6 protein-coding genes are annotated in these 9,821 nt (G+C 70.3%); 5 read left to right on the forward strand and 1 reads right to left on the reverse strand.

Features of this window, described 5'->3' with window-relative positions; all coding sequences use genetic code 11:
* Entirely contained in the window at positions 1-4,209 is a 4,209-nt protein-coding gene (locus ACFY2X_RS45930; protein WP_389951390.1) for an NEW3 domain-containing protein, read from the forward strand.
* A 43-nt stretch (positions 4,210-4,252) separates the two neighbouring features.
* Entirely contained in the window at positions 4,253-5,101 is an 849-nt protein-coding gene (locus ACFY2X_RS45935) for a peptidyl-prolyl cis-trans isomerase (RefSeq protein WP_389951392.1), read from the forward strand.
* A 24-nt stretch (positions 5,102-5,125) separates the two neighbouring features.
* On the opposite strand, the gene ACFY2X_RS45940 is transcribed toward ACFY2X_RS45935, so the two are convergent.
* A complete protein-coding gene (locus ACFY2X_RS45940) occupies positions 5,126-6,733 on the reverse strand; it encodes a PucR family transcriptional regulator (protein ID WP_389951394.1) in 1,608 nt (535 codons plus the stop codon).
* Between the two features lie 404 nt (positions 6,734-7,137).
* Here ACFY2X_RS45940 and ACFY2X_RS45945 point away from each other — a divergent pair, with 404 nt between their 5' ends.
* The 3 genes from ACFY2X_RS45945 (at position 7,138) to ACFY2X_RS45955 (ending at position 9,196) form a co-directional block, all read left to right on the forward strand.
* Positions 7,138-7,269: a hypothetical protein gene (locus tag ACFY2X_RS45945; RefSeq protein WP_389951396.1), complete on the forward strand. Its 132-nt coding sequence runs from the start codon at positions 7,138-7,140 to the stop codon at positions 7,267-7,269.
* 219 nt (positions 7,270-7,488) lie between these two features.
* A complete protein-coding gene (locus ACFY2X_RS45950) occupies positions 7,489-8,598 on the forward strand; it encodes a serine hydrolase domain-containing protein (RefSeq protein ID WP_389951398.1) in 1,110 nt (369 codons plus the stop codon).
* A gap of 430 nt (positions 8,599-9,028) precedes the next feature.
* Entirely contained in the window at positions 9,029-9,196 is a 168-nt protein-coding gene (locus ACFY2X_RS45955) for an FAD-dependent monooxygenase (RefSeq protein WP_389951401.1), read from the forward strand.
* Positions 9,197-9,821 lie beyond the last annotated feature (625 nt).

The following is a 9,821-nucleotide window of genomic DNA, read 5'->3' on the forward strand; positions in this document are numbered from 1 at the left end:
TTGCGTATCACCAGCGTCGAATCCACCGAGCTCTTCGTCGAAGAAGGCCAAGTGGTCCACGTGTACCTCGACGGGCCTCCCGGTGAGGTCGAGATCCGCGTGACCGGCCCGGGCGTCGCCGGCGCGGGCCGTACGGCGGGCCGTCCGGCCGAGGTGGCCGTCTCGACGGATGCCGCGCCCGGGACGCGGATCCCCATCACGGTGACGGCCGGGGAGGCCACCGCCACCGGCGAGCTGGTGGTCGCCGAGCCCGGCTGGACGGTGTGGATGGTGCCGCACTTCCACTACGACCCGGTGTGGTGGAACACCCAGGCCGCCTACACGACCACGTGGGACGACGCGGGGGAGGTCGCCCAGGAGTTCCGCGGCGAACGGCAGAACGCCGGGTTCTCCCTGGTGCGCGAGTACCTGGAGATCGCCCGCCGCGACCCGGACTACAAGTTCGTGCTCGCCGAGGTCGACTACCTCAAGCCCTACTGGGACGCCCACCCGCAGGACCGCGAGCACCTGCGGAGGCTGCTCGCCGAGGGCAGGGTCGAGCTGATGGGCGGCACCTACAACGAGCCCAACACCAACCTCACCTCTGTCGAGTCGACGATCCGCAACATCATCTACGGGGTCGGCTTCCAACGCGACATCGTCGGCGGTGACCCGCAGACGGCCTGGCAGCTCGACGTGTTCGGGCACGACCCGCAGTTTCCCGGGCTGCTCGCCGAGGCCGGGCTGACGTCCAGTTCCTGGGCGCGCGGCCCGCATCACCAATGGGGGCCGATGCTCGTCACCTGGGACCCACGGCGCGGCGTCGCATACCCGGACAGCGTCATGCAGTTCCCGGCGGAGTTCGAGTGGCTGTCGCCGTCCGGCAAGGGCGTGCTCACCCACTACATGCCCGCCCACTACAGTGCCGGCTGGTGGCTCGACTCCTCACACGACCTCTCCCACGCAGAGTGGGTGGCGTACGAGCTGTTCCTGCGTCTGAAGCGGGTCGCGGCCACGCGCAACCTGCTGCTGCCCATGGGCACCGACTACTCGCCGCCCAACAAGTGGGTCACCGAGATCCACCGCCACTGGAACGCCCGCTACGTCTCGCCGAGGTTCGTCGTCGGGCTGCCGAAGGAGTTCTTCGCGGCCGTACGGTCGTCGCTGCCCGCCGCCTCGCCGCAGACCCGCGACATGAACCCGGTCTACACCGGCAAGGATGTGTCGTTCATCGACACCAAGCAGGCCCAGCGGTCGGCCGAGTCGCTGGTCGTGGACGCCGAGAAGTTCGCCACGATCGCCGCCCTCACCACCGGCGCCCGCTACCCGCACGCCGCCCTCGACAAGGCGTGGCGCCAGCTGGTGTACGGCGCGCACCACGACGCGATCACCGGCTCGGAGTCCGACCAGGTGTACCTCGACCTGCTCACCGGCTGGCGCGAGGCCCACGACATCGGCGACGGCGTGCTGAAGGCCTCGCTCGGCGAGCTGACCGCCCGCGTCGACACGCGCGGCGACGGCATCGCCGTGGTGGTGTGGAATCCCTCGTCCTGGGAGCGGAGCGGCGTCGTCCGGGTCCGGCTGACACTCCCCGGGGCGGGTGCGCACGGCGTCCGCGTCACCGACCCCGACGGCGGCGAGCTGCCCGTGCTGCTGGAGAACCCCGAGTACCGCGAGGACGGCGGGCTCGTCGCCGTCGACGTCGTGCTGGTCGCGCAGGCCGTACCGCCGCTCGGCTGCCGCACGCTGCGCGCCGAGCCGGTCGCCGACGCGCAGGCCGTCGGCTGGACCGTCCGCGACGGCCTGCGCATCGCCACCGGCACCCACATCGTGGAGGTCGACCCGGCGCGCGGCGGATGCGTATCCCGGTTCCACGACGTGGCCCATGACCGTGAGCTGCTCCAGCCGGAACGCGTGGGCAACGAGCTGCTGGTGTACGACGAGTACTCCGCGCACCCCGAATACGAGGAAGGCCCCTGGCATCTGATCCCGAAGGGCACCGTCACCGGCTCGGCCGAGCGGCCCGCCGACTCCGTCGTCGCCGAGACCAGCGCGCTCGGCGAGCGCCTCACCGTCACCGGCCGGGTCGGCCCGGTGAAGTACACCCAGCGCATCACCCTCTGGCACGGCCTCGACCGGGTCGACTGCGTCACCCACGTCGACGAGTTCGACGGCGCCGACCAGCTCGTCCGGGTTCGCTGGCCCGCCCGCGTGCCCGGTGCCCTGCCCGTCAGCGAGGTCGGCGACGCCGTCGTCGGACGCGGCTTCGGCCTCATCGACGTCGACTCCGGCGAGCACCCCTGGACCCTCGACAACCCGGCCGGCAACTGGTTCGCGCTGTCGTCCACCGCGCGGGTCGCGCTGCGCGGCGACGACGGCGAGCCCGTCGGCGCCCGCGCCATCGGCATCGCCGAGATCATCGGTGGCGAGCCGCGTGACCTCGCCGTGGCGCTGGTGCGCAAGGGCGTGACCGCCACCTGCTCGGCCGCCCCCGGCCCCCGGTACGGCAACCTCGGCGTCGACTCCAACCTCCCTGACGTGCGGATCGCCCTCGGCACCCCAGATGACAACCCGTTCGTCGCCGAGGTGCTCCAGGCCGCCGAGTCCGAGTACGCCGAACTGCTGCGCGAACGGCTGGCCTCCGGCGGCCGGGCCCGCGTCTGGGTGCCGGCGTCCGAGCCGCTGGAGAAGGTGTGGGTGCCGAGCGCCGACCTCACCGGGCCGCGCGCGTTGCCGGTGCTGATCGTCGCGGGCGAGGGCGCGGTCGATGAGCTCGTCGCCGACCTCGACGACGCCGTCATCGAGGTGAGCCAGCCGTCCGCACTCGCCGTCCTCACCGAGCCCGCACTGGACGACTACACCTTCGGCGTGATCAACCGCGGCATCCCGGGCTTCGCCGTCGACTCGGGCGGCGCCCTCCACCTGTCGCTCATGCGCTCGTGCACCGGCTGGCCGTCCGGCGTGTGGATCGACCCGCCGCGGCGCACCACACCCGACGGATCGAACTTCCAGCTCCAGCACTGGACCCACTCCTTCGAATACTCCCTGGTCACCGGGCCCGGCGACTGGCGTGCGACCGGCATGGTGACCCAGGGGCACGACGTCAACCACCCGCTGTCCGCTCTCCCCGAGGAGGCGCACGAGGGCGAGCTGGCGGGCACCACGTCGTTCCTCGCCGTCGAGCCCGCCGGCGCGGTGGTGCTCGCCGCGCTCAAGGCCACCGGTAACCCGCTGGCCTCCGGCAAAGAGGCGGGCCAGGTGGAAGGGGTCACGCTGCGGCTGTACGAGGCGTCCGGCGACCCGGTGGCCGCCCGCGTCCACAGCGCGCTGCCCCTCGCCGATGCCCACCGCGCCGACCTGCTCGAACGTCCCCTCTCCCCGCTGCCGCTCGACGCGATCGAGCTGACCGGTATGGAGATCGCCACTGTCATCGTCACCGCAGGCCCGGGAGCGGCCGGGACGGGGCCGGAGACGGCGGCGGGTTCCGGATCCTCCGGAGCGGCGGTGCTGGGGCCGGAGGGCGAACCGTACCAGCCCGTCTACACGCGGTACTGGCTGAACAACACCGGTCCCGCCCCGATCGGGAACATCCCGGTGGCCGTGCACCTGGCCGACTCCGGCCTCCCCGCAGGGCCCGTGGAAACGGTCGTGTCCATCGCCTCCGGGCTCACCGAGGGGGAGGCGTCCGGCCTGGTCACCCTGCTGCCGCCGGAGGGATGGACCTGCGAGCCCGCCGAGCGGCCGTACGTCCTCACGCCCGGCGGCCATGCGGCCTTCCCGGTCCGGATCGTCCCGCCCGACGGGGCCGAGCCGGGCGAATACTGGCTGCGCGCCCGCACCACCTACGGCGGCCAGGTGTACGAGGACGTCACCCGGCTGTACGTCGGCGAGCGTCAGGCCGCCGAGCTCGAGGTGGTGCTGGAGACGCCGAGCGTACGGCTCGCGCCCGGCGGACCGGCGTCCACCGGAGCCGTGGAGGTGCTGCTCCGCTCGCCGGCCCGCACCGACGTGTCCGTGCAGGCGCAGCTCATCAGCCCCTGGCACACCTTCGAGCTCGTCCCTGAGTGGAACACCGGGGTGGTCGTCCCCGCCCGCGGCGAGGCTCGGCTCCGCTTCGGCCTGCAGGCTCCCCCCGGCACCCGGCCGGGACGCTGGTGGGCCGTCGTCAAGCTCGCGTGCGCCGGCCGGCTGCACTACACCGAGGCGGTCGAGATCGAGGTGCGGGCATGATGGGGTGCTGGAACGGCCTGTGTATCGAGGAAGGGGTGCTCCGGTGACCTCACTCACCGCCGTCGCGGCCGAGGTGGGGGACCGGGTCATCCCGGTCTCCCACGTGGACGCCCGGGAGGCGGAGCTGCGCGCTGGTCCGCTGGCCTCGCGACTGCCGCACCCTCACAGCGCCGAGGGGCGCAACCTCCGCCGCTGGCTGGTCCAGGTGCTGGTGACCGAGGCCCTCGTCGAGGACGAGGCCGCCGCGCTCGGGCTCGTCGCGCCCGCCCCTTCGCCGCCGCCCGCGCCGTTCACCCTGCCCGCCGCGCTCCGCACGGGTGGCGTGGTCGCCGCCGTGACGGCGTCGATGCCGATCACGCGAGCGCTGCGCGACGTGGTGACGGCGGAGGTACGGGTACCCGAGGCCGAGGTCCGCGCATATTACGACCGCAACCTCGACAGGTTCACCGACCCGGAGATCCGCCACGTCAGCCGCATCCACGCGGATCTTCCCCCACCGCCCTCCGAGGCATCCGAAGGCCGGGAGGCTCCGTCCTCCGGTTCCTTCGCCGCCCGGCGGAGGGAGCCGGAGTCGTCCTTTGGGCCGGTGCGGCGGGGGGAACTCCCGGCGGCGCTGGAGGAGGCCGTCTTCTCCGCGGCGGAGAGGGAGGTCGTCGGGCCCGTCGAGGGCCCGGGAGGCTCGTGGACGCTGCGCGTGGACCGGATTCAGCCGGGTGGGCGCAGGCCGTACGAGAGCATGCGCGACTCCATCGCGGCCGAGCTGACCTCCGTGGCGGTGGACCAGGCCTTCGCCGGGTGGCTGGAACGCCGCTACGCGGACAAGGTGCGGCTCTGGGCGGGTTACGAGCACCCTGCCGACCCCCATCACGCCGACGCCACCCACCGCCACTGACAGTGGAGCCCGGCTATCAAAGGCTCACCAGCCGAGCTGGTCGCCGAGCCGCAACCGCAGCCACAGCACCAGGCGCTCGTCCGGGTTGGCGAGATCGAACCCGAAGATCTCCTCGGCGCGGGAAAGCCGGTACCGGATCGTGTTCGGGTGCACGGACAGCCGATTGGAGGCGGCCGCGATATCGCTGTTGGCGTCCAGGTAGGCGAGGATGGTGGACGCATAAGCGGTGCCGTGCTCGAGATCGTGTGCGCGGACCGCCGGCCCCAGCCTGCGGGGCAGCGCCTCGTGCGCGGCCAGTATCTGGGCCAGCGCGGACAGCGTCGCGCTGGCCCACACCTCGTCGATCGTGGCCACCCGGCACGGTTCCGGGTCACCCGGCCGGTCGGTGAGTGCGCGCAGGACGAGATCCGCGTCGGCGCGTGAGCTCGCGATCGAGCCCAGCCCCTGGACGAGCGAGCCGAGTCCGGCCTGGACGGGCACCCGCAGCGCACCGTGGGCTCGCCGGGCGATGTCGGCGACGAGTTCGCGGTGCGCCTTCGGCGAAGGCCCGCTCGGCAGCAGCGCATAGACCGTTCCATCGATCAACGCGCAGCCGTGCCTGCCGTAGTGGGCCTCGCAGTGCAGGCTCACCAAGTCGGCGAGCCGGGTGGCCGCGTGTGCCGCCAGAACATCGTCGGCACTGCTCGGGGCGACAGCGAACGCGGCCACCGCGACGGGCAGGTTCGGGTCCAGACCGAGCTGCGGGGCCACCACGGTGACACTGCTCGGGTCGGCGAGCAGCCGCCGCAGCAGGTCGGCGCGCCTGCGCCGGACGGCATCGACCGCGGTACGGGCCGCGAGCAGGTGCAGCGAGACAATGTCCGCCACGTCGGAAAGGGCCTGTTCGGCAGCGGAGTCCAGGCAGTCCTCGGCATCGACGACCCAGATCGAACCCAGTTCCTCGCTTCCCGCGCGGACCGCGACACCGAGACGAGGAAGGCCGCCGAGAACGGCTGGGAACCGGCAGGCGCGCCCCACCTGGACGAGCGCGCGGTACTGCTCGTCGTAGTCCGGGCCGTCCGGCACCTGGAGGCCGAGAATGCCCTGGCGGCGGCCCTCATCGATGGCCTGGCTGGGCAAAGTCGAGTACGCGAGGATGCGCCGGTGCGGATCCTCGATCACCGTGGCACCTCCTACCATCCCCGCGATCGCATTGGCCAAGGCGAAAAGATCGCCGATGGCCGGGGCGGCCGCGGCCTGCGCGAATCGCACCGCGGAGGAAAGGGCCGAGGAGATCATGGCGTCCAGGTAGTGCCAGGCCACGGCATCGTCGGCGGCAAGCAGCACGATTCCGGATCGCTGCGCGGCTTCCACCAGCTCGGTGACCGGCTCGCCGAAACTCTTCACCACCAGGCAGGCGCACCCGGCCTCGGCCGCCGAGGCAACGAGCTCCTTCGCTTGCGCTTCGGCCGTCCCTACACCGACGGCGAGCAGGACCGCGTCCCTGACGGGTGGAAGCGGGGCTCGCCGCTCGAAGATGAGCACGCCCGAGACCGGTACCGGTTTTTCCGGCAGTACGGTTAACAGCCGCAGCAGCGAAGAGCCCAACGCATCGAGGACTTGTCCGAGATCGGGTACTCCGGTATCGAGCATCCTCACCTCTTTAGCCAGACGTACAAGGCATTCGCGGAATCTCTGGACGGGCACCGAATGCACACGGTCAGTACAGACGCGACGCTGTCAGCATGCACATCCCAGCAAGCGTGCCGCGGGCAGTCCCTGCGACCGTACCCGCTTCGGCCCCGGCAAGCGCAACCGAAACCGTCATGCGCGCCGCGACCCGTGCGGGTGTCCGGATCCAGCCGGCCGAGGACCTCCCCACGCTCGAACCGGTATCGCGATTCCTCGCCGGTGTATGGCAGACCCCCGAATCCCAACCGCCGATCGCGTCCGCCCGCACCAGCGATCACGGAGTCGGTTTCGCTCTCAAGCAGGCGCAGCGGGCCTGAGCGCTCGAACGCGGCGCGACCTCCACGGCCTGAACCTTCGACCCACTGGTGAGCCGCAACGCTCACTTCAACCTCGCCAAGCTTGGCGCGAGCGCCACAGAGTACACGGTGGACTTCTACGGCCAGATCGACGACGGCATCAACGGGCACGACGAGACCGACCGGCTCACCGCCGTCTGACCGCTACTACACCGAGGATCTCACTGACGCGTTCCGACTCGACAACGGTTGCCTGCCTGTTCCAGACCAACCGGGCAGCGGCGTGACCGTGCTTCCCGCAGCGCTCGGCCGATACGCCGTCTCGACGCGGAAGCTGTACGAGCGAGGCTCGGCGCGATAGCGGCCGCACTCCCAAGCACAAGGCGAAACCGGTTACGCCGCACGATGAAAGGAGACATCATGCGAGGTAGGACGAGTGTTGTCGCGGCCTTGGCGGTCACGGCCTCTCTGGTGGTGGCGCCTGCCGCGTCGGCCGCGATAGCACGGTGTGACACCAAGCCCATCCAGACAGCGCTGAAGGCGCTGGCGAGTGTCGGCGCAGGGATCGCCGTGACGGTGAAGAGTCCGCGCTGCGGCGTCTGGAATGGCGGCGTCGGCCTCGCCGACCGCAGGACGGGCCGTAAGGTCGTCGGCAATGAGCACAGCCGTATCGGCAGCGATACCAAGACCTGGACAGCCACGATCGTGCTTCAGCTCGTCGGCGAAGGCAAGATCAAGCTCGATGACACTGTCGACCACTACCTGCCCGGTCTCATCCGCACCAAGCTCTACGATGGGCGCAAGATCACGATCCGGCAGCTTCTGCAACACACCAGTGGCCTGCCCGACTATCTGGATGCGCCGTTCTGGGACAACGAGGAGGCGCACCGCTGGGATCACATCGAGCCCTTGCAGACGGTGGAGCAGGCGCTGACTCTGCCCCCGCCCGACAGGGCTCCGTCGGGCTTCGCCTATGCCAACACCAACTACAACCTGGCCGGACTGATCGTCACGAAGGTCACCGGTCGCAGCATCGGCACCGAGATCGACCAGCGGATCATCAAGCACCTCGGACTGCGTGAGACCTCCTGGCCTGGCGACCGGACCACGATCCCCAAGCCGGACCTGCGGGGCTACGTGAAGCAAGCTGGGACTCTGATGGACAAGACGGAATGGAACACCTCAGAGGCCGACGCGTCGGGTGAGCTGATTTCCACTGGTGCCGACGCGACCGTCTTCTGGACCGCGCTGTTGACCGGGAAACTGCTGGCCCCAGCCCAGCTCGCCGAAATGAAACAGACCATTCTGGACGACTTTGGCAAGGACTACGGCCTGGGAGTCGAGGGCTATCGGCTCGCCCCAGGTCTCGTCACCTGGGGACACAGCGGCAGTATGGCCAGCGGCCACAAGTTCAGGAACGCCGTCACCGATGACGGCCAACGGGCCGTGACCCTGCTGATCGGCACGGACACGTTCAACTCGGACGAGGTTGAATCCGTCATCGGCAACCTCATCCGCGACCTCCGCTGATCGGAACCCTCCTTCGCGGCGGTCTTCTCCCGAACGTGTCCCCAGCCGTCAAGTAGCGCTGCGATAGATCACCGTCGAGGTCGAGAGCTCAACGCATATGCCTGACCAGCGGCAGCGTCGAGACTGTGCTGGTCAACGGTGTCGGCGGGCGGGATCTTGTGGGGATCTGGCAGCCGGCGGCGACCTCGGCCGCCACGGCAAGGCACCACGCGTGCACGCCCATACCGTCCGGCTCGCGACCGCGCTGTCGGCTACCTGCTGTTCGGCACCGGCCTGCACCGCGTTGAGCTGGTCGTTCTTGGACCTGGACCAGAGGAAGGCCTGGTGCTTGGGTCCGCCATGGCGGTCACGGAGCGATCGCTTCGGCTAAGCACAGGCGTCGAAGCGTGAGGCCGAGGACCTGTTCTTCGATGTCGTCAGCCAGATCCACATGCCTGCCTGGTCCACCGGCCGCGTCGCCCTCGTGGGCGACGCGGCTTACGCGACGTCGTTCATGTCAGGTCAGGGGTCGAGCGTGTCGCTGGTGGGTGCGTACGTCCTGGCGGGCGAGTTGGCCACCCACGGTGACCACGGCCCCGCCGGTTACGCTCCCAGTTGATCCCTGGTCAGGCGGTGGTGAAGGAGATCCACGCGTCCGGGGGCGCGTCGGGCCGGACAGCGCGCGCACGAATGAGAACCCGACGGGCCGGTCGCCGCTGGTGAACAGGTAGGCCGCCCAGTCGTCGTCCTCGAACGGCGATGAGGTCAGGAAAGTAGGCATCGTCGTCCCTGCGGTCGTTGCTGTCGTGAGAGTCAAGCTTCAGGCGTTGGTTGATTCGCCTCTGCAGGGCGAGTATGCGGTCGAGGCCGTCTGCAGTGAGCCAGTCGCGGTCCGGCGTGGCTGCCTGATCGAGTCGGCCCTCGCAGGGTGACCGTGGTCGGGCGCGTTTCTGTTCGGTTCCGGCGGTGCCGGGAGCGGGGTTCTGGCACCGGTCGGGGTGGAGTCCCGGGACGTTCGGGCGTGCGATGCGCTCCGCCGCGGACCGTTCCAAGGGACGCTTCGCGGGATCGGGCATGTGAACAGCGTGGATGCAAGCTTGTATCTATGACCGCGGCGCCGCCCACGGCCCCGCCGTGACCGAGCGGCCGTATATTGCGTCGAACCTTTACCGGCCCCCCGTAGTCGAAGAGAGCATGATGAAGACGATGATCGGGGCCTCGCTCCTCGCCGGCGCGTTGCTGGT

This window comes from Streptosporangium sp. NPDC000396, assembly GCF_042898655.1.
Classification (GTDB): Bacteria; Actinomycetota; Actinomycetes; order Streptosporangiales; family Streptosporangiaceae; genus Streptosporangium.

What these genes read in the sequence shown, in the direction of transcription:
- ACFY2X_RS45940 (WP_389951394.1), bottom strand. Translation starts at nt 6,733, where the DNA reads ATGCTCGATACCGGAGTACCCGATCTCGGACAAGTCCTCGATGCGTTG.
- ACFY2X_RS45950 (WP_389951398.1), top strand. Translation starts at nt 7,489, where the DNA reads ATGCGAGGTAGGACGAGTGTTGTCGCGGCCTTGGCGGTCACGGCCTCT.
- ACFY2X_RS45955 (WP_389951401.1), top strand. Translation starts at nt 9,029, where the DNA reads ATGCCTGCCTGGTCCACCGGCCGCGTCGCCCTCGTGGGCGACGCGGCT.